Here is a 22,779-nt window from a genome sequence, read left to right as displayed (position 1 = left end):
TGCCCGCCGCCGACTAATCGTCCCTATTTGGGGGATAGTCCGGACGCGGCCCCGTCGGCCCGGGCGCCCGGTGCTCCCGGCGTGCACCGCCGGGCCGTACGGCGGGGCGGGCGGCGCCCGACGGCGGGCGCGGAACCTGCGGGGGGATTGCGATGAGCGACAGCGCGATCGGGTTCTGCCCGGAACCGAGCGAGGACGTGCGGCAGATCCGCGACTGGGTGCACGGGTTCGCGGAGTCGGTGATCCGCCCGGCCGCGGCCGAATGGGACGAACGCGAGGAGACCCCCTGGCCGATCCTCCAGGAGGCGGCCAAGATCGGGCTGTACTCGCTCGACTTCTTCATCGAGCAGTGGTTCGAGGAGAGCGGCCTCGGCATCCCGGTCACCTTCGAGGAGCTGTTCTGGGGCGACGCGGGCATCGGGTTGTCGCTCGTCGGCACCGGCCTCGCCGCCGCGGCCGTCTCCGGCAGCGGCACCCCCGAGCAGGCGGCGCAGTGGCTGCCGGAGATGTTCGGCACCGTGGACGACGTCAAGCTCGGCGCGTTCTGCGTCTCCGAGCCCGAGGCCGGCAGCGACCTCGGCGGCATCCGCACCCGGGCGGTGTACGACGAGGCCACCGGCGACTGGGTGCTCAACGGGGTGAAGACCTGGGCCACCAACGGCGGCATCGCCAACGTGCACGTGGTCGTCGCCTCGGTCGACCCCGAACTCGGCACCCGCGGGCAGGCCACGTTCATCGTGCCACCCGGCACCCGCGGGCTCTACCAGGGCCAGAAGTTCCGCAAGCACGGCATCCGCGCCTCGCACACCGCCGAGGTGGTCCTCGAGGACGTCCGCATCCCCGGCTCCTGCCTGCTCGGCGGCAAGGAACGGCTCGACGCCCGGCTCGCCCGGGCCCGCGAGGGCAAGCGCAGCGGCGACCACGCGGCCATGCGCACCTTCGAGGCCACCCGGCCCACGGTCGCCGCGATGGCCGTCGGCGTGGCCCGGGCCGCGTACGAGTACGCCCGCGACTACGCGCGGGAACGCGAGCAGTTCGGCCGCAAGATCGGCGAGAACCAGGCGATCGCGTTCCTGCTCGCCGACATGGCCACCCGCGTCGACATCGCCCGCCTGCTCACCTGGCGCGCCGCGTGGATGGCCCGCCACGGCATGCCGTTCAGCCAGGCCGAGGGCTCGATGAGCAAGCTCGTCGCCGGCGAGACCGCCGTCTGGGTCACCGAACAGGCCATCCAGGTCCTCGGCGGCGCCGGCTACACCCGCGACCACCCCGTCGAACGCTTCCACCGCGACGCCAAGATCTTCACCATCTTCGAGGGCACCTCCGAGATCCAGCGCCTTATCATCGGCCGCGCGGTCACCGGCCTGCCCGTCCGCTGACGGCCCCACGGCGGCGGGCCGGCCTTCCCCTGGCGATCGTGCGGGAGGCGAACGATGCGTAACGGGCCTGCCACGTGGGCGAACCGGGTCCGCGGCCTGGTGCTGGGACTCATGCTTGGCGACGCCGTCGGCTCCGGCGGCATCCCGCCGTCCGGGCCCATCCGCGTCGGCGTCACCACCCAGCTCGCGGCGTTCACCATCGAGGGCGTCATCCGCGCCGCCGTACGGTTAGCCCACCGGGGCATCTGCCATCCGCCGTCGGTCGTCTGGCACGCCTACTGCCGGTGGGGTGTCCTGCAGGGCGTCGGCGTCCACGAAGCGCACCGGCACTGGGCGGAGGGAAGGGAGCGGTGGCCGGACGGCTGGCTCGCCGCGGTACCGCAGCTTCGGGAGCGGCGCGGCTCGGCGCCCGCCACCGTGGCGGCGCTGCGGCAGCCGCAGCAGCCCACCGCCGACCGGCCGGTCACCTCCAGCCGCGGCTGCCACGCCCTCACCCGCTCCCTCCCCCTGGCGGCCCTGGCGGAGGGCACGCCCGCGGACCGGCTGGCCGATCTCGCCCGCGACGTGGCGGCGCTGACCCACGGCGACCCGCAGGCTCACCGGGCGACCGCGGCCGCGGTGCTCCTGCTCGGCCGGTGTCTTGCCGTCGGCTCCTTCGACGAGGCGGTCGCCTCCCAGCCCCACCTGCCGGACCTGGCCGAGTTCGACGCCCGAATCCGCGAGGCGTTCGACGAGGCCCGGCTGTCGCCCATGCGCCCCGACCGCCTCGCCCACCTCGCCCCCGACGCCACCGCCCCCTCAGCCCTCCTCGGCGGCGTGTACGTCACGGCCTCGAACCGCCTCTCCCGGGCATCGGCCGTGACATCCAGGGAGGCGATGGACGCGCTCACCTTCGCCGCCACCGCTCCCGACGGCGATTCGGTCGCCGCCGTCACCGGTGCCCTGCTCGGCGCGCTGCACGGCGTCGACATCTGGCCGGTCGAGCTGCTCAGCAGGCTGGAACTCGTCTGGGTCATGGACACCCTTGCGCGCGACCTGGTCCTGCAACTCACCGAGAGCCCCGGCGGGGGAGAGTACGAACCGCCGAAGGATCCCTACTGGTGGGACCGCTACCCAGGGTGGTAATCACCGCGGGACCGTACGTCTAACGGTCAGGAATCGGCAACGCATACCGATTCCCGTTATTGCTTTTCGCAAACAATTTCGGTGTTGTGTACGGCCCAGCCTGGCCGGGTCCCTCGCGAACCGTGACAGTCGTCACGGTGAGGTCGTGACACGCGAGCTATGTATTCGCATTCCGCATCGGAAATTCTGTGTATATGAAGGCGCCCATATCAGGAACGGGCGAGCGAGCCCCGGCTGTTCAGGTGATCGGGCTGCGCAAACGCTATGGAGACGTCCATGCGGTGGATCAGGTGAATTTCTCGATCGCGCCGGGAGAGATCGTCGCGCTGCTTGGGCCGAACGGCGCGGGCAAGTCCACGACCATGGACATGATCCTCGGGTTGACCAGGCCGGACGACGGTGAGGTCCGGGTGTTCGGGCTGTCGCCCGGGGAGGCCGTCAAGGAAGGGCGCATCGGGGCGATGCTCCAGGAAGGCGGGCTGCTCGATGACGCCACCGTTGCGGAGATCGTGGGCATGGTGGCCTCGTTGCATCGCAGGCCGCTTTCGGTGCGGGAGGCGTTGCGGCGGGCCGGGATCGAGGATCTGGCCAAGAGGCGGTCGACCAGGCTGTCGGGTGGTCAGAAGCAGCGGGTGCGGTTCGCGGTCGCGTTGGTGTCCGACCCGGATCTGCTGTTGCTCGACGAGCCGACGGCGGGGATGGACGTGGCCACTCGCCGGGACTTCTGGCAGGCCATGGGGGAGTTCACCGCATCGGGGCGCACGGTGATCTTTGCGACCCACTATCTGGAGGAGGCCGAGGAGTACGCCGACCGCGTGATCTTTCTCAAGCGGGGGCGTGTGGTCGCCGACGGGTCGGTCGAGCAGATGCGCAGGCTGGCGGCCGGTCGTACCGTGCGGGCGGTGATCCCCGGGGTCACGAGGGACGCGGTGCTCGGGCTGCCGGGGGTGCTGAACGTGGAGGTCCGGCACGACAAGGTGCGGATCGTCAGCGCGGATTCCGATGCGACGTTGCACGCGATGCTGCCCGCGTTTCCGCAGGCGCGGGGGATCGAGGTGAGCGCGGTCGGGCTGGACGAGGTGTTCCTCGCCATCGCGGGCGGCGACGGTACGGCCACGGGGGAGACGCTCGCGGGTGAACGGGGGTGGCGGCGGTGAGGGTCGGATATCTGGCGCTGGAGGTGCGCAGGGCGCTGCGTAATCCCGGCACGCTGCTGTTCGTGCTGGGGTTTCCGGGCGGGTTCTACCTGCTCGAGGCGCTGATCTTCGAGTCGCAGATGCCGGAGAACGTGCCCTATCCGGCCGCGCTGATCATCCTGCCGGCGATGGCGGCGTGGGGTGTGCTGCTGGCGGGCATGCTCGTGGGCACGCAGGTGGTGAACGAGCGGGCGTCGGGATGGCAGCGGCAGCTTCGGCTGACCCCGTTGTCCGGCACCGGGTACCTGGTGGGCAAGGCGACCGTGGGCATGCTGGTGGCGTTGCCGCCGCCGATCGTGGTCGCGGTGCTCGCGGCGTTCGTCCGCGGGGTACGGCTCGAACCCCTCACGTGGCTCGCGCTGGTCGCGTCGGTGTGGATCGGCGGGCTGCCGTTCGCCATCTTCGGGCTGCTGATCGGGCAGGTCTCGGGCAAGGGCAACGTCCAGGAGGTCACCATCGTCGCGATGCTCGCGGTGGCGATCTTCGGTGGCGTGTTCATACCGCTGGACTCGCTGCCCCAGTGGTTCACGTACGTCGGCCACGCCACGCCCGGGTACTGGCTGGTCGAGCTCGCCCGGTCGGTGGTTCTGCCGGGCCGGTCGGTGCCGGTGGCCGCGCTGGCGCTCGTAGGGTGGGCGGTGATCCTCGCGGCCGCCGTGACGTACCGCTACCGGCGTGACTCAGGGCGGAACTGAGCGTTCGGCAAGGAGGGGTTCAACTGGCTCAGCGCGGTGCGAACACCCCGCGGCGCGGGCCGCTGACGAGCCTGGGCGAGCGGCTGTTCCTCCCTGCGTCCCGGTGGGATCGGCGGGGCATGGCGATCTCGATGGGGCTGACCATGCTGTTCAGCGCCTTCATGATCCCGGCGTGGGCGCGGGCGCTGGCGGAGCTGGAACCGCGGCCGGCGTCCGTGGCGACCGGGGTGGGCATCGCCTATACGATGGCGTATTTGCTCTTCGTCGCCATCGGGTCGTGGCAGGCCTGGGTTGTGCGGGCCGTGCTGTGCCTGGCCCTCATCGGGCTGGGCGGGTTCCTCGTCGTCCTCATGGGGCTGGCGAACTCGTGGGTGCTGGTGTTCGCCCTGTGCGTGATCGCGGTGACGGCCCGCCGCGAGGTCACCGTGGCCGCGACGGTGCTGGCCCTCGCCGGGCTCGCCGTCGGCGCCCTGCTGACCGGCGGATCCGCGGAGCAGCTGAGCAACATCGTCATCCTCGGCTCGGTCACCACGGCCACCGCGCTGCTGGTGTGGCTGATCGACACGAACGAGGAGCTGCGCCGTACCCGCGACCAGGTCGCCCTGCTCGCGGTGGACCGGGAACGCGAGCGGGTCGCCCGTGACCTGCACGACATCCTCGGCCACAGCCTCACCACGATCACGGTGAAGGCCGGTCTGGTACGGCGGCTGCTGGAGAGCGGCGGCGACCTCGACGTGGCGGTCCGGGAGATCGGCGACGTGGAGCGGCTGTCGCGGCGGTCGCTCGCCGACGTGCGGGCCACCGTGTCCGGGTACCGGCAGATCACGCTCGCCGGGGAGCTGGCCTCGGCGCGTGAGGTGCTGCGCGCGGCCGGGATGGAGGCGGAGCTGCCGCGGGCGGTCGACCACGTGGATCCGGCGCTGCACGAGGTCTTCGGGCACATCGTGCGCGAGGCGGTCACCAACGCGGTACGGCACTCGTCGGCCCGGCGGGTCACGGTGGCCGTCGGGCGGAACTGGCTGCGGGTCGAGGACGACGGCGTGGGCGCGAACGCCGCGCGCTGGGGGAACGGCCTGCGCGGGCTGGCGGAACGCCTGCGCGCGGTGGACGGGACGCTGGAGGCGGGGACACGCCCGGAGGGCGGGTTCTTCGTGCACGCCGCCGCGCCCGCGGTGGAGTGACGCCAGAACCCGAGGCAAGGCACGCGAGAGATCGCTCCGGCTCGCCGCCGCCCAGGTCGGCGTGGGTGATCCTCGCAGGTCGAGCCGGACTCGGACGTCATCGTCGGGGCGCAGGCGCTTGGGTGGTGAGGTCGGCCTCGCCGTTCGCGATCGTCATCCGCGCCAGGAGCGGGGGTACCACGGGCGGCGAAGGAGACACCGGCTGCCGGCCGTCCCTCGTCCGCCACGCGGTTCGCTCCACGCCTACAGTTGTCGATGCCCGATCACCGACGCGGCCTGGATACCACGCGCCTCGCCGTCGGCGGTCGGAGGGCTCGAACCGGCGAAGGAGGAACACCATGGCCGAGCGCCCGGTCACCCTCGACGACGTTCGCGACGCCGCCGCACGGCTCGCGGGCGTCGCGCACCGCACCCCGGTGCTTCGCTCACGTACGCTCGACCGGCTGGTGGGCGCCGAGGTGTTCCTCAAGTGCGAGAACTTCCAGCGGGTGGGGGCGTTCAAGTTCCGCGGCGCGTACAACGCGGCCTCGCGGCTGTCGCCGGAACAACTGGCCAAGGGCGTCGCCGCGTACTCGTCGGGCAATCACGCCCAGGCCGTCGCCCTCGCCGCCCGGGAGCTGGGCACCAGCGCGGTGATCCTGATGCCCGAGGACGCCCCGCGGTCGAAGCTGGAGGCGACCGCCGGGTACGGGGCCGAGATCGTCACCTACGACCGGTACACCGAGGACCGCACGGCGCTGGGGGAGGCGCTAGCCGCCGAGCGCGGGCTCGCCCTCATCCCGCCGTACGACCACCCACACGTGATCGCCGGTCAGGGCACCGCGGCGCTCGAGCTCCTCGAGGAGACAGGCCGCCTCGACCTGCTGGTCGTGCCGGTCGGTGGTGGCGGGCTGATCGCCGGAACCGCTGTCGCGGCCAAGGGGCTGTACCCGGACGTCCGGGTGATCGGCGTCGAGCCGGAGGCCGGGGACGATACCAAGCGCTCTTTGGAGGAGGGGCGCCGCGTCACCATCGACGTGCCGCGCACGATCGCGGACGGGCAGGCCATCCCGACCCCGGGCGAGCTGACCTTCTCCATCAACCGGAGGCTGCTCGACGGGATCGTGCTCGTCAGCGACGACGAGATCCGGGAGGCGATGCGTTTCGCCTTCCAACGGCTGAAGATCGTCGTGGAGCCGAGCGGTGCCACCGGGCTCGCCGCGCTGCTGGCGGGCCGCCTGGAGAACGTGTCCGGGCGGGTCGGGATCGTCATCTCGGGGGGCAACGTCGACGCCGGGCGGTTCGCGGAGCTGTGCGGCTGAGCCGCGCGTCGGCGCTGCGGCCGAGGGAGCGGGACGACCGATCGCGGTAGGGGCGAGGGGTGAGCGGGCAACATCGTGCTGCGCGGCCTCCGGTGGACGAGCTCGCCGCCCGCCGCGACCGCAGCGGGGCCTGCACGTCCGGGGCGGTGTCCGGGCTCGACTCGGGCGGTGGGGAGGTGCGGTGCCAGGCGTACCGCCCGGCGAACCCGTGCGCCTGGATGGACGCCGTGCTCGCCCCGTATGCGTTCCGCGGGCTGCGCGGGCGCGGCGGCGTGCGGTGTGTGCCGCTCGACGACGGCGAGCCGCGCCTCGGCCCGGCGATCCTCACCGTGCGTTCCCGGTAGGCGCCGCCGCGGGCGGAGGGGTGACGCCGGACCGCCGGGCGCGGAGCCGCCGCACGTACCCGGGCAGCGCGATGACGGCGAGCACGATGGGCAGGGTGAAGGCGGCGAACCCGGTCATGCGCTTCATCCCGGTCACCAGGCCGGTCGCGTCGGCCACCGCCGCGTTCAGGTCGGGCCAGTTGAGCAGCATGAACCAGATGCCCGCGTTCTCGGCGTAGTCGAGCACGGTCATCGCCACGACCGGCAGCAGCAGCGGCCAGGCGCGGCCGCCGTACCGGCGCAGCAGGAGGGCGGTCGCGAGCAGCAGCACGGCGCCGACGGCCAGCGGATACACCAGGTCGAGAAGCTGCTGGTGGAGGTAGGCCTCGCGGCCGGTCGCGCCGCAGGCGTGCAGCATCTCCCGGGCCTCGGCGGCCGTCCACCGGCCGCGGACGTCAAACGGCGCGAGCCCGCCGCACGCCTCGCTGACCCGGCCGAGCAGGCCCGGCCACGGGACGACCATCGGGCCGAACATCGCCGCGGCCGGCGGAAGGTACGCCAGCACGGCCCAGAGCAGGTGCACGCCACGCGCGCGTTCGGTGATCAGGGATCGCAACACGGAAGACCTCCGAGGCCAAGTTACTGCTGTAACGTACTATATATGGAACGAGACAGTAGTAATTTGGAGGAGTGCACCCTCCTCTTCGACGTGTGGCTGGTCACCCACCTCACCAGCCGCCTGCTCGACGACCATCTGCGTCCGCTCGGGCTCACCGGAGACGAGTTCGGGCTGTACTCGCTGGTCCACACCTTCGAGCCGATCGCCCCGGGACGGATCTCCCGGCTCACCGGCATGGCCCCCACCACGGTCTCGGGCATGATCCGGCGGCTCACCGCCCGCGGGCACCTCGTGCAGGTGCCGAACCCCGAGGACGCGCGCTCCCGCCTGCTGCGCCTCAGCGACGACGGCCGGCGCGTGACCGCGAAGGCCGCGGGCATCCTCGTCACGATCCTGCCCCGGCTGTACGGGGCGCTCGCCGCCGGTCCTGACGCCGTCCGGGCCGCCCTCGCCGACCTCGACAACGCGCTGCGCGGCATGACCGACGTTGCGCCCCGCCCGTACGCCACGCCACCGGCCCGGCCCCGGGACGACGAGCCGCCGTCGATCACCTACGGCGGCCCGCGCCTCACCGAGGCCCAGGAGGCCGAGGTCCGCATGTTCATCGACTGGCTGCGGACCCGCGATCGGGGCGGCCCGGCGCGGACCTGACGGGCATGCCCGCGTCCGGCCCGGTACGGCGCCGCACGCCCCATCGACGGTGACGTGACCACGCGTCCGCCCCTGCTGCATCCGGTGGCGCACCGGCCGGGGCCAAGCGTGATCCGCGCTCCGCGCGGTGCTCGCCGACGTCGCCGACCACGCCCGCGTCGACCACGCGTACGTGCGGGCCGATATCAGGGAGGGGAGGGCCGTGGTCACGGTGACCGATCACGGCGCCGGGTTCCCGGAAAGGCCCGTGTACCGCAGCCTCGCCCGGCTGAGGGACCGGCTGCGCGAACTCGGCGGAGACCTGACCTGGCCGCCCCGGCAGGGCCGTGCCGCGTTCCGCCTGCCGCCTCGGGTAGTCGAGGGGCATGGCCGGCAGACGGAAGCGAGAGGAACCCGGCGTCGGGGACGAGGTGACGTGGCGGAGCCACGGCTCCACGACCTCGGGCAAGGTGGAGAAGAAGCTCACCGAGCGGACCGAGGAGGCGGGCCGTACCGTGAACGCCTCGCCTGAGGACCCGCAGTACCGGGTGCGCAGCGACAAGAGCGGCAAGAGCGCCGTGCACAAGCCGTCGGCGCTGCATCCGAAGAAAGGGAAGGATTCCGCAGGCTAGGTGGTACGGCACCGCGCCGCCGGCGGGCACCGCGTGGCCACGGCCGGGTGCGGGGCAAGGTGATCGTGGCCGTGGCCAAGAGCGCCAAGGCGTTCGTTGCCGCCCCGCGTACGACCCCGCACCCAGCTCGCCGGCCGACCCCGCGTGGCAGCGCCGTGACCGTGAAGCCGGGATCCGGCCTGCCATCGCCGACATCCGTCCGGTGCCGTCGGTGCGCCCGGTGTTGCGGGTTGAGCGTCCAGCGCGCGCAGTGGGCCGGGCAGACCGCACTGCCGATGGCGGCATCCGTGCCCCCGTCCCCGTGTGCCAAATCGGTTGCGTCGAGCGTTGCGAATGCGATTCCATGAGCCGCGATGCGGCCGAAGGAGAGGGAATGACGGTGGTACGTGGCGACGCGTAAGCACACCAGGCCCCGATCCGCGAGGGACACGGGGGACAGGCTCAAGCTTCATCGCCGCGTTCTGTGGGCGGACGGCCGCGAGTACACGGTCATTTCGCTACGGCCGGACGCCCGCGTGCGATTCTCCACCAACCGCTACCACGAAACCTGGCACATCCTGTCGGACGACCACGGCGCCCGCGTGCTCGGACGGCTGCTGTGGGGGTTGTCCTTCCAGCGCAGACCCGGGACGATCGTCGTCATCGGCCCGCCCCATCTGGATCCCAACCCGTTCGACGCCGAGCCCGCTACGCCGATCGCACTGGTGCACGCCGACCTCACCGTGCTGACGCCGGAGGCGGCGCGGCGGCTGCGTCACCTGCTCACGGCCCCCGCGAAGCCGGACGGCACGGTGCGCTGGCACGCCTGGGGACTCGACCAGGAGGCCGCCCGCTTCCACCGATTCCGGGAGACCGGGGAGTGGCCTGCCTGGGAGCCGAGGCCGGATGACCGCAGGAGCGCCGTCGAACGGATCGGCGGCATGCTGGTGCTGCGCGGCCTGCCGAAACGCCTGCGCGAGTGGGCCGTGTACGTGGCCATGCTCGACTCCGGACGACGCGACGGAATGGACTACGTCTACCTGGAGACCATCTGGCCGATCGGGCCGACCGACGGTGAGGTGCAGATTTTCCGGAACTACCGGCAGAGAGTTTCGGTTGCCACGGTCTCCCGCCGGGAAATCCTCGGTGACGCGGATACGGCGCGGCTTCCTCCGGAACAGATCAACGAGAGGATCTGGGCGTACAACAGCCTGGTCCGGGCGCGCCGCCATCGGAAACGCGCTAGGGCTCTCGCCTGCTCATAGGTGCCGGTGGCCGGTGCCGGACCTCCTGAGCGTGGCCGGAAACGGCCGCGGTTCTCCGGACGGGATCTGACCGGTCTGTTCGTCGGCTGTGCCGGGCACCGGCACGTCCGCGTCCCGTGTCGGCGGCGAGGTGAGGCCGGCGACGGGTACGGCGAGGGCAACGCCGCGCAGCGCCCGGCGGGTTCCTCGGCGATGTAGCGACACCTGCCGCCACAAGCTCGCGCCGTCGCAGCAGGATCTCCCGGGAACGGCCGGACGGCATGGGGTCCTCCGGTTCGGGGAACACGGCGTCGCCACCGGGCCGGAGACCTGATCGAACACCGGTCGCCGCATGTCACCGACCCGGGAGCGCCGGCGATCGGGGCCGCCGTGCCGGTGGGCGGGAGACGGCCGGATGCTCGGCGATGCGGGTGACGTGACCGCTGTCCCCGCCGGGGCGCTGGGCCGGCGACTCCGCAGGTGAAAAGCCCGGCGTCATGAGCGTCAGCCCAAGACCCCCGGATGCGACGGGGAGGATGTCTCCGCCACATCCGGGAACCTTTGCCGATCAAGCACCGGCGGCCGCGTGTCACCGACCCGATGCCCGAGTACGGCTAGCCGTCGGCGGCCGGGGCCCGGCCGGTGGACGGCGGGCACGTGGGGGACCGGAACAGGGGGAGCAGGACCTCGTCCACGATCTGGGTGATCACCTGGTCGGGGATCGGGGTGCCGTTGAAGAGGAAGTGGTAGCGCAGCAGGGCGTGCCCGGCCTCCATGCGGCGGTCGGTGACCGCGGCGGGGTCGATCTCGCCGCGGCCGACGGCACGGCGGAGGATCTCCCGCATGGTGCGCAGGGTCGCCCCCTGCGAGTTGCGCCGGACCCGGGCGATCACCTCGGAGTCGGCGAGCGCCTCGCTGAGCAGGCCGCGCATCGCCTCCCCGGCCGGCCCGGCGAGCGCCTCGGCGTTGGCGCGCAGCAGCGCGAGCAGGTCGCCGCGCAGGCTGCCCGTGTCCGGCGGGGCCGACGGGTCGGGCAGCCGGCTGTACACCGCGTCCATGACGAGCTCGATCCGGGTGGGCCAGCGGCGGTACAGGGACGCCTTGCCCGCCCGCGCCCGCTGGGCGACGCCCTCCATGGTCAGCCGCGCGTAGCCCACCTCGGCGAGCTCGTCGAGCACGGCCTGGAAGATGGCCTCGTCGAGGGCGGGGCCGCGGCGGCGCGGCCGCCTGCGGTGGTCGGTCTCCTGCCCGGCGGTCACCGTTCACCTCCACGGGCGATCTCGCGAAGGGCGCGGTCACGGGACACGGCGATCATGACGCACTCCTGACCACGCCCGCGTCGCCGTCCACGGTGACGACCTGTCCGTCGGCCAGTACGGCGGTGCCGGTGACCGTGCCCAGTACGGCGGGCAGGCCGTACTCGCGGGCGACGATCGCGGCGTGCGAGCCGACGCCGCCCGCGTCGACCACGACCGCCGCCGCGCGCTGGAACAGCGGAGTCCAGGCGGGGTTCGTGTTCGGGCAGACGAGCACCTCGCCCTCGGCGAGGCGGCCGAACTCCGACGGGTCGCGGATGATCCGCACCGGGCCGGTCGCCGTTCCGCCGCCCCCGGGCGTGCCGCGCACCAGCGCATCCCCCGCCTCACCGCGGTCCGGATAGACCGCGCGGGGGTCGATGAGCCGCACGCCAGCCAGCTCCTGCCGCCGGGCCGCCCGCGCCCGCGCCGTGGCGGCCAGCTCCTCCCGCCGCTCCTGCGGCATGACGGCCGGGTCGCCCGCCGCCTCCACCTCCTCCAGCCGCAGGTGGAACACGTCCTCGGCGGTCTCCAGCACGCCGGCGTCGCGCAGCCGGGCGCCGATCTCGAGCAGCGCGCGGCGCAGCACCGGCAACGGCATCGTGAAGTAGAAGTGGGTGTCCTCGCGGAACGCCCACGCGACGCGCGCCGCGGCGATCCGGCGCTCCATCCGGGCCCACCGCCGCGGGGAGCGCAGCCGCGGGTGGGCGCGCAGCCGCCGTACGGCCTCGCCGACGCGGTCTCCGGGCGGGGACGGCGGCGCCGCCGCGAGCACCTTGAGCAGGCCGAGCACCACCTCCGGCGCCTCCTCCCAGGTGGGTGAGGAGGCGAGCACCGGGCTGCCGGTCTCCCGGTGGCCGTACTCGGCGAGGAACGCGGTGAACTCGGCCCAGAAGCCGGTGAACCCCTTCACCCGATCGAGGTCGAGCGCGTCCACCGCCTCCTTCAGCCGCGGGTCCTCGCGCACCCTGGCCGCGAGCGCCTCCAGGGCGCGGTTGCCGTCCTCGGTGCGGGTCCGCCCACCGGCCAGCAGGTCACCCCACATACGGACCGCGCCGAGCGGCAGCAGCGCCACCACCATCCGGAGCACGCTGAGGGCGCAGCCGGGCAGGTAGTCGCGGCGCAGCTCGGTGATCGGCCGCACCGCGGCCAGCGCCCGCCGCGGCAGGCGGATCAGCTCTGGCCAGGGCATCGCGGCCGGGTCGAGCCCGCACAGCCGTTCCACCTCGCGGAGGAACCCGGCGAACCGGGGGTCCTCGGTCCACCGCGCCGGGTCGTACCGGTGGGCCCGGTACAGCAGCCGGAACGGCGCGGTGAGCGCCTTCGGCGTGGGGTGCGGGCGGTGGGGCAGGATGCGGTACACCACCCCGTCCTGCTCCTCGATCGCGCCCTCGAACAGGCCGCGCACCCCGACGCTGCGGGCGACCTCGACCATCATCCCGACCGGGCCGTACGGCACCCAGGTGCTCATGTCCATCGGGTACGGCCGGCGCGGCAGGTAGTCGAGCAGCATCTCGCCGAGCCGCCGCTGGATGAAGCCGAGCCGTACCGGGGGCGGCGGCAGCGCGGTCATCGGGCGGGCCTGCACCAGCCAGACCCGGCCGCCCGCGAGCGCCCACTCGATGTCCATCGGCCTGCCGTACCGGTCCTGCACGGCGACGCCGAGCCGGGCGAGCTCGGCGAGCGCGGCGTCGCCGAGCAGCCGTTCCCCGGTGGCCTTCCCGGCCTCCTCGACGACCCCGCCGCCCGCGGCCCCGCGGACCACCACCTCGGCCCGGCCCGGCGTCCAGCCGAGCAGCCTGCCGCGGCGGTCGAGCTCGTAGTGGTCGGGGGTGACCCGGCCGGAGACCACGGCCTCGCCGAGCCCGGGGGAGGCGTCGACCACGAGCCGGTCCCGGTCTCCGCTCACCGGGTCGGCGGTGAACATCACCCCGGCGGCCTCGGCGTCCACCATGCGCTGCACGACGACCGCGATCCGCACCTGCTCGGGGCCGATGCCGAGGCGGCGGCGGTAGGCGATGGCGCGGTCGGTCCACAGCGAGCCCCAGCAGCGGCGCACCGCGTCGAGCAGCGCGTCCTCGCCCTCGACGTTGAGGTAGGTGTCCTGCTGCCCGGCGAACGCGGCCCCGGGCAGGTCCTCGGCGGTGGCGCTGGAGCGCACGGCGACCGGGCCGCCGCCCAGCCCGCGGTACGCGGCCGTGATCGCCTCGGCCGTCGCGGCGGGGATCTCCGCGGCCGCGAACTCCGCGCGGATGGCCGCGCCGTCCCCGGCGTCGAGCAGGCGGGGGATGCGCGCGGCGAGCCCGCACCGGTCGATCAGCTCCGCGTAGGCGGCGGTGGTCACCACGAAGCCGTCGGGGACCGGCAGGCCCGCCGCGACCAGTTCACCGAGATTGGCGCCCTTGCCGCCGGCGCGCGCGAGGTCGTCGCGCCCGACCGCGGTGAGCGGCACCACGAGTGGCGTCACGTCGGCTCCTTCGGGTTCGGCGGGGTGCCGCCGGGGCGGGCATCCGCGAGCACCGGGGCCCGGGGCGAGCGGGTACGGCGGGCCTGCCGGCGACCGCCGCAGCTGCCGCAGGCGAGTTCCCCACTATCCCGCGGCTCCCGCGTCGGCCCAGGTCGTACGGCTTGCGGCCGTGGTCCATGCCGCCCCCTCGGCGCGATTAGGAACGCTTCGTTCTCTAACGCTACGCCGCAAAGGTAGGGAACGCAACGTTCACTACAGAATCACCAGGTTACAAAAATTGTCGCCAATTTTGTTAATGATACGGTGAGCCTGTACGACTCGTATGAAGCTGTATCTGGGAGGAATGCCGAAATGTCAGCAGCCAGCGGTGGGGGCCCCGTCATCGCCGTGCTCGGCCTCGGCGAGGCGGGCGGCGCGATCTCCCGCGACCTCGCCGCCGCCGGGGCGACCGTGCGCGGCTACGACCCCAAGGTGCCGGCCGAGCCGCCGCTCGTCGCCTGCACGGGGGAGGCCGACGCGGCCCGCGGCGCCGACCTGGTGCTCAGCGTCAACAGCGCGCACGACGCCATGGACGCGCTGCTCGCCGGGGCCGAGGGGGTCGGCGAGGGCGCGGTGTGGGCCGACCTCAACACCGCCTCGCCCGGTCTGAAGGCCGACCTCGCCGCCGCCGCACGCGAGCGCGGGGTGCGCTTCGCCGATGTGGCGATCATGGCCCCGGTGCCGGGCAAGGGCCTGCGGGTGCCGATGCTCGTCAGCGGCGAGGGCGCCGAGGACGTGGCCCGCCTGCTCAACCCGCTCGGCGGGAACGTCAGGGTGCTCGAGGGCGAGCCGGGCAGCGCCGCCCGGCGCAAGCTGCTGCGCAGCGTGTTCTTCAAGGGCATGGCCGCCGCCGTGGTGGAGGCCCTCGAGGCGGCCCGCGCCGCGGGCCTCGAGGAGTGGCTGCGCCAGAACATCATCGACGAGCTCACCGCGGCCGGTCCGGCCACCGTCGACCGGCTCGTCGAGGGCAGCCACCGCCACGCCGTACGGCGGACGCACGAGATGGAGGCCGCCGCGGCGATGCTCGAGGAGCTGGGGGTTCCGCCGCTGGTCGCGACCGCGAGCCGCGACCTGCTGGTCCGGCTCGCCGCGCAGGCGGAGCAGGACAAGGCATGACAACGGTGCCGCCGGGCGGGCCGGGCCGGTCCACCGGCCGGCGCCGCCCGGCGGCACCGCACGTCCGAGCGGCCTACCAGCCGCGCGCGTACACGATCCCGTCGAACAGCTTGCGGGCCGTGCGCACCAGGCTGGACCGGCGCACCCGCGGCGGCGTGGCGCTCGAGTCGAGTTCGACGCCGACCTCGAACGTGCCGGTGGGGTGCTCGACCTTGAGCGGGGTGCCCGGCTCGGGGAGCACCGCGAGCTCGTGGCCGACCGCGTCCTCGATCAGCAGCGCGGTGGCCACGGTGACCGCGCCGAGCACGCCGATCGCGGTGTGCGGCTTGAGCGGGATGAACGTCCGGGTGCTGATGATGCCGCCCGCCCGCGGCGGCGCGACGAGCGTGGTCTTCGGCACCGAGGCGGCGCTGACGTCGCCGAGCCCCATCAGCTTGCCCGCCTGCAGCCGCAGCGACTGGATGCGCTCGCGCAGCGCCTCGTCCGCGGCGAGCTCCTCGGGCGACTCGTAGCCGGTGAGGCCGAAGTCGGAGGCCCGGGCCACCACCACCGGCATGCCGTTGTCGATGCAGGTGACCTCGATGCCGTCGATCACGTCGCGGACGTTGCCGGTGGGCAGCAGGCTCCCGGTGACCGAGCCCTCGGTGTCGGCGAACTCCAGGTCGACCGCGGCGGCCGTGCCCGGCACGCCGGAGATCGCCGTGTCGCCGCGGTACTCCACGACCCCGCCCGGGGTGGGGAAGGTGGCCGTGGCGAGGCTGCCCGAGTTCACCATCCGGATCCGCACCCGGGTCGTCTCCTGACCGGCCGGCACCAGGCCCCGCTCGACCGCGAACGGGCCGATGCCCGCGAGGATGTTCCCGCAGTTCTGCTTGTCGGAGACGGTCGGCTCCTCCACGCCGAGCTGCAGGAACAGGTAGTCGACGTCGGCGTCCGGCGTGGCCGAGCGCGAGACGATCGCGACCTTGCTGGTGAGCGTGGTCGCGCCGCCGATGCCGTCGATCTGCCGCGGGTCGGGCGTGCCCATGATGCGCAGCAGCAGCTCGTCGCGGAGCGCGGGGTCCTCGGGCAGGTCCTCGGCGAGGAAGTAGGCGCCCTTGGAGGTGCCGCCGCGCATGAGCATGCAGCGCACGCCCTCGCGGATCGCCTTCTCGATCACCGGGTGGGGGGTCGCGGCCATCGCAGCTCCCTTCGCGGCTCAGGCGCCCGTACGGCGGGCGTATTCCTCGGCGGTGATGTACTCGACGCCCAGCTTCTCCAGCAGCGGGCGCATGCCGTACCGGTCGAGGCCCAGCTCGCCCTGGCGGAACGCCTGGCGGGTGGCCTCCTCCTTGTCGGTGCGGGCCTGCGCGGCCTGCAGGGCGCGCGGCAGGTCCTGGCGCGGCACGACCATCACGCCGTCGTCGTCGGCGAGGATCACGTCGCCCGGCCGGATCACCTGGCCGCCGATCACGATCGGCACGTTCACCGACCCGGCGGTGGCCTTCACCGTGCCCTGGGCGCTGATCGCGGCCGACCACACCGGGAAGCCCATCTCGCCCAGCTCGGCCGAGTCCCGCGACCCGGCGTTGATCACCGCGCCGCGCACCCCGCGGTGCTGCAGCGCGGTGGCGAACAGCTCCCCGAACATGCCGTCGGTGGACGGGGAGGTGGTGGTCACCACCAGGATGTCCCCGGGCCGGCACTGCTCGACGGCCACATGGATCATCAGGTTGTCACCGGGCCAGCACAGCACGGTCACCGCGGTCCCCGCGATCCGGTGGCCGCGGTTCACCGGGCGCAGGTGCGGCCCGAGGTATCCCTCGCGGCCGAGCGCCTCGTGCACGGTCGCCACGCCGTACTTCGCAAGGGCGTCGACCTGGTCGAGCGGTGCCCGCTCGGGGTTGGTCACCACGACGCCTCTCATGCCACCACCTCCGTCACCTGCGGTACCAAACCGGACGCCCGTACCCTCTCATGCGGTCTGCGGGCGGGCGGACGCGGGCCGGTGTCCCCGCCCGCGTCCGGCTCCCACCTTGCTGCCTGTCGCCGATATTGTCAACAATTTTGGCACTGTCAACAATCATGTCGATCGGCGGGGCGATGTGTGACAGGCTTCCTTCATGGACGACTCCTTCACGCTGGAAACCCTGCTGCTGCACGCCGACGCCGACGACGACGCCGAGCCCGGGATCGCGCCCCCGATCCACGCGTCGGTGCCGTTCTCGGCGGCCACTGCGGAGGAGTTCGCCGAGCTGAGCGCCGAACCCCGGCACGAGCGCTTCTACCGCCGGTACGGCAACCCGACCCAGGCGAGGCTGGAGCGGCTCATCGCCGAGGCGGAGGGCGCCGAGGCCGCGCTCGCCACCGCCTCCGGCATGGGCGCGGTCTCCACCACGCTGCTCACCCTGCTCTCCGCCGGGGACCACGTGGTCGCCCAGCACAGCATGTACGGCGGAACGCTCGGCTTCCTCAGGGACGTCGCCCCCCGGCTCGGGATCGAGGTGACCTTCGTCGACCAGGCCGACACGCCGGCCTTCGCCCGCGCGCTGCGGCCGAACACCCGCCTGGTCATGCTCGAGACCCCGAGCAACCCGCTGCTGCGGGTGACCGACCTGCGGGCCGTGGCCGAGCTCGCCCGCGACCGCGGCATCCTCACCATGGCCGACAACACCGTCGCCACCCCGGTCAACCAGCGCCCGCTCGAGTGCGGCGTGGACCTGGTCATGCACAGCGTCACCAAGTCGCTGTCCGGCCACTCCGACGTGCTCGCCGGGATCGTCGCGGGCTCCCGCGAGCTGATCGAGCGCATCTGGCAGACCCACATCCTCGTCGGCGCGGTGGTCTCGCCGTACGACGCCTGGCTCGCGCTACGCGGCCTGCGCACCCTGGTCATGCGGGTGGAGCGCCAGAACGCGGGCGCCCTCGCGCTCGCCCGCTTCCTGCAGGCCCACCCCGGTGTGGCCGCGGTCAACCACCCCGGCCTGCCCGAGCACCCGCAGCACGGGCTCGCCGTCCGCCAGATGCGCGGCTTCGGCGGGCTGCTGAGCTTCGAGCCGCACGGCGGCCGCGAGGCGGCCGAGCGGCTGCTGTCCGCCCTCCGGCTCGTGCGCCGCTCGCCCAGCCTCGGCGGCTACCGCACGCTCGCGGTACGGCCCGCCGCCATGTGGGCCCTCGAGCTCAGCGACGAGGAGCTCACCGAGGCCGGGGTGCCGCCCGCGCTGATCCGCGTCGCGGTGGGTTTGGAGAACCCCGACGACCTCGTCGCCGACTTCGAGCGCGCCCTCGCCGCCGCCGGGGCGGCCTGACTCCGGCGGACCGCCCCTCGAAGGCTTCCGTCTGGCGGAAGACCGCCGGGACCGCGGCACCGGGCACCAGGCCGTTTCCATAACCGGTCGATCCATCGCCAAATTCGCGATATATCCGTCTTGCGGCCTGGAGTGGCTCGGCCTCGCGCGCAGCCGCCGATCCCGTCGGCCGTACACGTGTCCCTCGACGCAGGCCCGGAGGTGGGTACGGCATGGCGGATGTCCCGGCGGGTGGCGGTGCGCCGAGGTCCGAGGGCGCGGCCCCGTTGCGGATCGGGCTGCTCGGCGCCGCGCGGATCGCACCGGAGGCGATCGTCAAGCCCGCGCAGGCCGGCGGGCACCGGATCGTCGTGGTCGCGGCGCGCGACCGGACGCGGGCCAAGGAGTTCGCCGAACGGCACGGCATCGAGCGGGTGGCCGGCTCCTACGCCGAGGTGGTGGCCGACCCCGAGGTCGACGTCGTCTACAACCCGCTGGTGAACGGCCTGCACGCCCCGTGGAACCTCGCCGCGGTCGCCGCGGGCAAGCACGTGCTCACCGAGAAGCCGTCCGCGGCCAACCGCGAGGAGGCCGCCGAGGTGCGCGACGCCGTGGCCAAGGCGGGCGTGGCCTTCATGGAGGGCTTCCACTACCTGTTCCACCCGGTCAACCGGCGGCTGCGCGAGCTGGTGGCGAGCGGCGAGCTCGGCGAGGTGCGGCACTTGACGGCCGCCTTCCGCGTGCCGGGGCCCGGCCCGGACGACCCGCGCTGGTCGCTCGAGCTCGCCGGCGGCGCGCTCATGGACCTCGGCTGCTATTGCCTGCACGCGCTGCGCATGCTCGCGCCGTACCTCGGCGGCGAGCCGCGCGTGGTGGCGGCCCGCGCGGGGGAGCGGGCGGGCGCGCCCGGGGTGGACGAGTGGCTCGACGCCGATCTGGAGTTCCCCGGCGGCGCGACCGCGACGGCCCGCTGCCACATGGCGTTCGACGGGCGCGACATGAGCATCACGGTGACCGGGACGCGCGGCGAGGCGACCGTGCCGAACTTCCCGCTGGCCCACCAGGACAACCGGATCGTGATCCGCACGCCCGAGGGGGAGCGGGAGGAACGGCACGGCGACCGCACCACGTACCACTACCAGCTCGAGGCGTTCGCCGCCCGGGTACGGCACGGCGTCCCGCTGCCGATCGACGCCGACGACGCGGTGGCCACGATGGCGCTCATCGACGACTGCTACCGCGCCGCCGGGCTGTCGCCCCGGCCGCGCCACCCCGGCATCGGCTGACCCGCCCCGGCCGAGCCCGATGAACGGCACCGGAGCGGGTGGAGTACGCTGCGGTGCCATGACGGACATCGGGTCGGGTGACGCCGCGCGGGATCTGTACGCGCCGGTGAAGTGGTCGCAGGTCGGCGAGTACGAGGACATCCGCCTCGAGTACAGCGGGGACGGCATCGCCAAGATCACCATCTGCCGCCCGGAGGTGCGCAACGCCTTCCGGCCGCAGACGCTGATCGAGATGTCGGACGCGCTGGTCATCGCGCGGGAGGACCCGGGCATCGGTGTGATCATTCTCACCGGTGAGGGCGACAAGGCGTTCTGCTCCGGCGGCGACCAGCGGGTGCGCGGGGACACCGGCTACCTCACCGACCCCACCGACCCCCGGGGCGTGGGCCGGTTCCACGTCACCGACCTGCAGATCCAGATCCGGCGGCTGCCCAAGCCGGTGGTCGCCATGGTCGCCGGGTACGCGATCGGCGGCGGCCACGTGCTGCACCTGGTCTGCGACCTGACGATCGCGGCGGACAACGCGAGGTTCGGCCAGGTCGGCCCGAAGGTCGGCTCGTTCGACGGCGGGTACGGGGCCGGGCTGCTCGCCGAGCTCGTCGGCGTGAAGAAGGCCAAGGAGATCTGGTTCCTGTGCCGGCAGTACGACGCGCAGCAGGCCTTGGAGATGGGCCTGGTCAACGCCGTGGTGCCGCTCGCCGACCTGGAGCGGGAGACGGTCGCCTGGTGCCGCGAGATGCTGCGCATGTCGCCGACCGCGCTGCGGCTGATGAAGGCGAGCTTCAACGCCGCCACCGACGGCATGGCCGGCATCCAGCAGCTCGCCCACGACGCCAACCTGCTCTTCTACGCCACCGAGGAGGCGAAGGAGGGCCGCGAGGCGTTCAAGGCGAAGCGCACCCCCGACTTCGGCAGGTTCCCGCGCCGGCCGTGACCCGGCGCGGGCGGTGAGCCCGCCTTCAGGTGAGCTTTCCGGGGCGCCCGGTTTTGTCGGGGCGCCCCGCTACATTCGCGATCACTTGATCGCCTCAACCCCGGAGGTCGACAACAGTGATCGCGGATTCGACCGCGCCGGAGGCGTGGTCGTCGTCATCGTGGGAGCGCAGCAGCACGGCGAGGGTCGTCTCGCCGGCCCGGCCGCGCAAGCTCGCGAAGGTCCCCTTCGTCGAGCTCGCGGGCGGGTGCCTGCAGGGCGTCGTGTCGAGCGGCTCGGACGAGAGCCGCGTGTACGTGTCGTCGATCGCCGCCCGCACCCACGCATACAGCTGCAGCACGAACAACAACCGGTGGTGCGGCGGCCTCGGCGGCTCGCCGTGCAAGCACCTGCACGCCCTGGCCAACGAGGCCGTCCTGCAGTACGGCGTGGACCGGGTCGCCCGCTACCTGCGGGTCGAGGTGGACGCCGAGGTGAGCACCGGGTCGGACCTGATCGCCCGGATGAACGGGCGTCCCGAGCAGGCGCAGGCGGAGACGGTGTTCAGCCGCTTCCTGCGCCACCTCGCCTACCTGGAGCTGCCCGGCACCACCGCGCCGCTGCCGGAGATGCACTGGTTCCCGGCCACGGGGGCGGTGGGCTGATGCCGGGCGTGTGGAGCGAGCTCACCGGCGCCGTGCCGCCGGGCGTGACCGAGGCCCTCCAGCTCGCCGACGGCTTCGACCGGGCGCTCGCGCACGGCCTCGGCCGGCTCGGCGAGGAACACGTCGCCGCCCTCGAGGCGCTTGCCGCCGCCATGGCGGCCACCCCGCTCGGCGACCGGGTCGCCGAGGCGGTGACCAAGGTCGCCGCCGGGGCCGCGGCCGAGGAGCACCTCGTGGCGCTGGCGGGGGCGCGCACCGCGCTCTTCGGCGCGGTCCACGACGCGCTGCTCGCCCGCCTCGACGCCGTGCTCGGCCGGACCCGCGCGGAGTGGCGGGAGCCCGCCGCGGCCGGGCCGTACGGCTCGGAGAACCTGCTCGCCGGGCTGCGGTCGTGGCTGCACGAGCTCGCCGTCGCCGGATGGCGCGGCGTCGACCACGACCTCGCCGCGGCCTCGAGCCAGGTGATCGAGGCGATGCTCGCCGAGCCCGGGCTGCGCCGGGCGGCGGTGCTCGCCGACGGCCTCGCCGCGGAGCTGTACGCCGCCTGCGGCGTGCTCGACCGGATCCCCGCCCGCCGCTGGGCCGACCTGTGGGCGCGGGCGCTGCTGCTCACCCACGTCGGGCCGGACGGCCGGTCGCCGCTCGCCGCCGAGCCCGCCGGCACCGTGTCGGGGCGGCTGCTCGTCCTCGGCGTGGACGTGCACGAGCACCCCACCGCCGTGCAGCTTCAGGTGCACGCGCTGCTCGAGGCGGGCGACGGCCCGCCCCGCCTGGTGCGCACCGCGGTGGGCGCGACGAAGGTGGACACGGTCGTCGGCCCGGCGCTGTGGCAGCTGTTCGACGCCCACCCGGTGCTGCTGGGCGCGCTCGCCGGGCGGCTCACCCTCGAGGTCACCGACCTCCCCCTGCTCCCCGGCGGGGACCTTATCTGGCACGACGACCGGGCGCGGGCCGGCGAGCCCGCCGACCCGTTCGTCACCGCCCGGGTCGGGCTCGCCGGGGCGACCGCGCCCGCCGTACCGCCGCTGGAGCGGCACCCGGTGCGCATCGCCGAGCCGGTGCTGCTCGAGGGCTACACCGCGGTGACCGGCGAGGACGACACGCTCACCTTCGTGCTCGACGGGGACGACCCGGACGGCGCCCTGCCGGTCGCGGTCGACCGGCTGCCCTCGTGCGGCCCGCTCACCCCGAAGCTCGTCGCCCGGTCGAAGGCCTGCATCGGCCTGCTCCGCTGGGACGCCGGCCGATGGTCCCTGCAGCCGCTCGCGGTCCAGGTCCGCGCCAAGGGCGGGGTGACCGGGACGCACACCGGCGACTGGGCGCAGGGCCCCACCGACCCCAAGGCCGCCAAGGCCGCCGCCCGGCACGGCAACCCCGTCGCGGTGCTGCGCGAACGGGCGGGACGACTGCTGCGGCGGTGAGCGAGAC

General features: G+C 73.6%; 21 protein-coding genes. 16 read left to right on the top strand and 5 right to left on the bottom strand.

What is annotated here, in order from left to right; translation table 11 throughout:
- Positions 1-152: 152 nt before the first annotated feature.
- The 7 genes from FHX40_RS12060 (at position 153) to FHX40_RS12030 (ending at position 7,221) form a co-directional block, all read left to right on the top strand.
- Positions 153-1,379 carry an acyl-CoA dehydrogenase family protein gene (locus FHX40_RS12060; protein ID WP_142259690.1) on the top strand — a complete coding sequence of 409 codons (1,227 nt, stop codon included), beginning with the start codon at positions 153-155 and terminating at the stop codon, positions 1,377-1,379.
- A gap of 54 nt (positions 1,380-1,433) precedes the next feature.
- Positions 1,434-2,504, top strand: a complete 1,071-nt coding sequence (locus FHX40_RS12055) for an ADP-ribosylglycohydrolase family protein (RefSeq protein ID WP_142259689.1) — start codon at positions 1,434-1,436, stop codon at positions 2,502-2,504.
- A gap of 194 nt (positions 2,505-2,698) precedes the next feature.
- On the top strand, positions 2,699-3,661 hold the full coding sequence (locus FHX40_RS12050) for an ABC transporter ATP-binding protein (RefSeq protein ID WP_142259688.1): 963 nt from the start codon (positions 2,699-2,701) through the stop codon (positions 3,659-3,661).
- Positions 3,658-4,395 carry an ABC transporter permease gene (locus tag FHX40_RS12045; protein ID WP_170198811.1) on the top strand — a complete coding sequence of 246 codons (738 nt, stop codon included), beginning with the start codon at positions 3,658-3,660 and terminating at the stop codon, positions 4,393-4,395. Before FHX40_RS12050 ends, FHX40_RS12045 begins: the two co-directional genes overlap by 4 nt.
- A gap of 119 nt (positions 4,396-4,514) precedes the next feature.
- On the top strand, positions 4,515-5,576 hold the full coding sequence (locus FHX40_RS12040) for a sensor histidine kinase (protein ID WP_142259686.1): 1,062 nt from the start codon (positions 4,515-4,517) through the stop codon (positions 5,574-5,576).
- Positions 5,577-5,914: 338 nt separating this feature from the next.
- Positions 5,915-6,877 carry a threo-3-hydroxy-L-aspartate ammonia-lyase gene (locus FHX40_RS12035; protein ID WP_142259685.1) on the top strand — a complete coding sequence of 321 codons (963 nt, stop codon included), beginning with the start codon at positions 5,915-5,917 and terminating at the stop codon, positions 6,875-6,877.
- Positions 6,878-6,969: 92 nt separating this feature from the next.
- On the top strand, positions 6,970-7,221 hold the full coding sequence (locus FHX40_RS12030; protein WP_211350241.1) for a hypothetical protein: 252 nt from the start codon (positions 6,970-6,972) through the stop codon (positions 7,219-7,221).
- Here FHX40_RS12030 and FHX40_RS25085 read toward each other — a convergent pair.
- Positions 7,202-7,819 (bottom strand): hypothetical protein, encoded by a 618-nt coding sequence (locus tag FHX40_RS25085; RefSeq protein ID WP_170198810.1) that lies wholly within the window; start codon positions 7,817-7,819, stop codon positions 7,202-7,204. The genes FHX40_RS12030 and FHX40_RS25085 overlap by 20 nt on opposite strands.
- 42 nt (positions 7,820-7,861) lie before the next feature.
- Between FHX40_RS25085 and FHX40_RS25080 the strand changes: the two genes are divergently transcribed.
- The 3 genes from FHX40_RS25080 to FHX40_RS12015 all read left to right on the top strand — a co-directional run bounded on the left by FHX40_RS25080 (position 7,862) and on the right by FHX40_RS12015 (position 10,325).
- Entirely contained in the window at positions 7,862-8,470 is a 609-nt protein-coding gene (locus FHX40_RS25080) for a MarR family winged helix-turn-helix transcriptional regulator (protein ID WP_170198809.1), read from the top strand.
- 365 nt (positions 8,471-8,835) lie between these two features.
- Complete coding sequence (locus tag FHX40_RS12020) at positions 8,836-9,081, top strand: hypervirulence associated TUDOR domain-containing protein (RefSeq protein WP_142259683.1); 246 nt, start codon at positions 8,836-8,838, stop codon at positions 9,079-9,081.
- Between the two features lie 515 nt (positions 9,082-9,596).
- Positions 9,597-10,325 carry a hypothetical protein gene (locus FHX40_RS12015; RefSeq protein ID WP_142259682.1) on the top strand — a complete coding sequence of 243 codons (729 nt, stop codon included), beginning with the start codon at positions 9,597-9,599 and terminating at the stop codon, positions 10,323-10,325.
- 593 nt (positions 10,326-10,918) lie between these two features.
- Here FHX40_RS12015 and FHX40_RS12010 read toward each other — a convergent pair.
- Both FHX40_RS12010 and FHX40_RS26060 read right to left on the bottom strand, forming a co-directional pair.
- Positions 10,919-11,563, bottom strand: a complete 645-nt coding sequence (locus FHX40_RS12010) for a TetR/AcrR family transcriptional regulator (RefSeq protein ID WP_142259681.1) — start codon at positions 11,561-11,563, stop codon at positions 10,919-10,921.
- Positions 11,564-11,615: 52 nt separating this feature from the next.
- Entirely contained in the window at positions 11,616-14,066 is a 2,451-nt protein-coding gene (locus FHX40_RS26060; RefSeq protein WP_142259680.1) for a PEP/pyruvate-binding domain-containing protein, read from the bottom strand.
- A gap of 351 nt (positions 14,067-14,417) precedes the next feature.
- Here FHX40_RS26060 and FHX40_RS12000 point away from each other — a divergent pair, with 351 nt between their 5' ends.
- Complete coding sequence (locus FHX40_RS12000; protein WP_142259679.1) at positions 14,418-15,221, top strand: NAD(P)-dependent oxidoreductase; 804 nt, start codon at positions 14,418-14,420, stop codon at positions 15,219-15,221.
- 73 nt (positions 15,222-15,294) lie between these two features.
- Here the strand turns inward: FHX40_RS12000 and FHX40_RS11995 are convergent, their stop codons facing one another.
- Positions 15,295-16,401 (bottom strand): 4-oxalomesaconate tautomerase, encoded by a 1,107-nt coding sequence (locus FHX40_RS11995; protein ID WP_211350240.1) that lies wholly within the window; start codon positions 16,399-16,401, stop codon positions 15,295-15,297.
- An 18-nt stretch (positions 16,402-16,419) separates the two neighbouring features.
- Positions 16,420-17,127, bottom strand: a complete 708-nt coding sequence (locus tag FHX40_RS11990; RefSeq protein WP_142259678.1) for a 4-carboxy-4-hydroxy-2-oxoadipate aldolase/oxaloacetate decarboxylase — start codon at positions 17,125-17,127, stop codon at positions 16,420-16,422.
- A gap of 196 nt (positions 17,128-17,323) precedes the next feature.
- Here FHX40_RS11990 and FHX40_RS11985 point away from each other — a divergent pair, with 196 nt between their 5' ends.
- The 5 genes from FHX40_RS11985 to FHX40_RS11965 all read left to right on the top strand — a co-directional run bounded on the left by FHX40_RS11985 (position 17,324) and on the right by FHX40_RS11965 (position 22,772).
- Positions 17,324-18,508, top strand: a complete 1,185-nt coding sequence (locus tag FHX40_RS11985) for a trans-sulfuration enzyme family protein (RefSeq protein WP_142259677.1) — start codon at positions 17,324-17,326, stop codon at positions 18,506-18,508.
- A 212-nt stretch (positions 18,509-18,720) separates the two neighbouring features.
- The gene (locus tag FHX40_RS11980; RefSeq protein ID WP_142259676.1) at positions 18,721-19,773 is read left to right on the top strand and encodes a Gfo/Idh/MocA family protein; all 1,053 of its coding nucleotides are present in this window, start codon (positions 18,721-18,723) and stop codon (positions 19,771-19,773) included.
- A 58-nt stretch (positions 19,774-19,831) separates the two neighbouring features.
- Positions 19,832-20,707 carry a 1,4-dihydroxy-2-naphthoyl-CoA synthase gene (gene menB / locus FHX40_RS11975; RefSeq protein ID WP_142259675.1) on the top strand — a complete coding sequence of 292 codons (876 nt, stop codon included), beginning with the start codon at positions 19,832-19,834 and terminating at the stop codon, positions 20,705-20,707.
- Between the two features lie 116 nt (positions 20,708-20,823).
- The gene (locus FHX40_RS11970; protein WP_229788233.1) at positions 20,824-21,351 is read left to right on the top strand and encodes a hypothetical protein; all 528 of its coding nucleotides are present in this window, start codon (positions 20,824-20,826) and stop codon (positions 21,349-21,351) included.
- Complete coding sequence (locus FHX40_RS11965; protein ID WP_142259674.1) at positions 21,351-22,772, top strand: hypothetical protein; 1,422 nt, start codon at positions 21,351-21,353, stop codon at positions 22,770-22,772. Before FHX40_RS11970 ends, FHX40_RS11965 begins: the two co-directional genes overlap by 1 nt.
- The last annotated feature ends 7 nt before the right edge of the window (positions 22,773-22,779 follow it).

Source organism: Thermopolyspora flexuosa (assembly GCF_006716785.1).
In the GTDB taxonomy this organism is placed as follows: domain Bacteria; phylum Actinomycetota; class Actinomycetes; order Streptosporangiales; family Streptosporangiaceae; genus Thermopolyspora; species Thermopolyspora flexuosa.
This window is presented reverse-complemented; position numbering and strand designations above follow the sequence as displayed.